Source organism: Halomonas sp. SIMBA_159 (assembly GCF_046536035.1).
GTDB lineage: Bacteria > Pseudomonadota > Gammaproteobacteria > Pseudomonadales > Halomonadaceae > Vreelandella > Vreelandella venusta_A.
Genome location: NZ_JAWJBT010001233.1, coordinates 1 through 248 on the forward strand (window position 1 = coordinate 1; position 248 = coordinate 248).

Here is a 248-nt window from a genome sequence, read left to right on the forward strand (position 1 = left end):
CTAAAAAGCGGCCCTTAGGCCGCTATCAAGATCAGTAATCGCTCTTAGATAATCCCTAACCAAACAAATCCGGTTGTCGGTTAGCAATTTCTAGTTTACGGATCTTAGCACAGACTTCGTAGATGGTTTTTTCGGTCACGTCATATTTACGAGCCAGCGTTTTGACATTACGGCCATTGAATTCATTCCATATTTTCATGTCACGAATCTGTAGACGCAGGCGATCGCCACGAGGCAGGTAAACTTGC

The 248-nt window shown here is 44.4% G+C and carries 1 protein-coding gene; it reads right to left on the reverse strand.

The genetic code is table 11. The features are described from left to right. Positions 1 to 55: 55 nt before the first annotated feature. The coding region (locus R0J87_RS23195) for a Mor transcription activator family protein (protein ID WP_498889315.1) at positions 56 to 248 on the reverse strand (193 nt) is incomplete at its 5' end.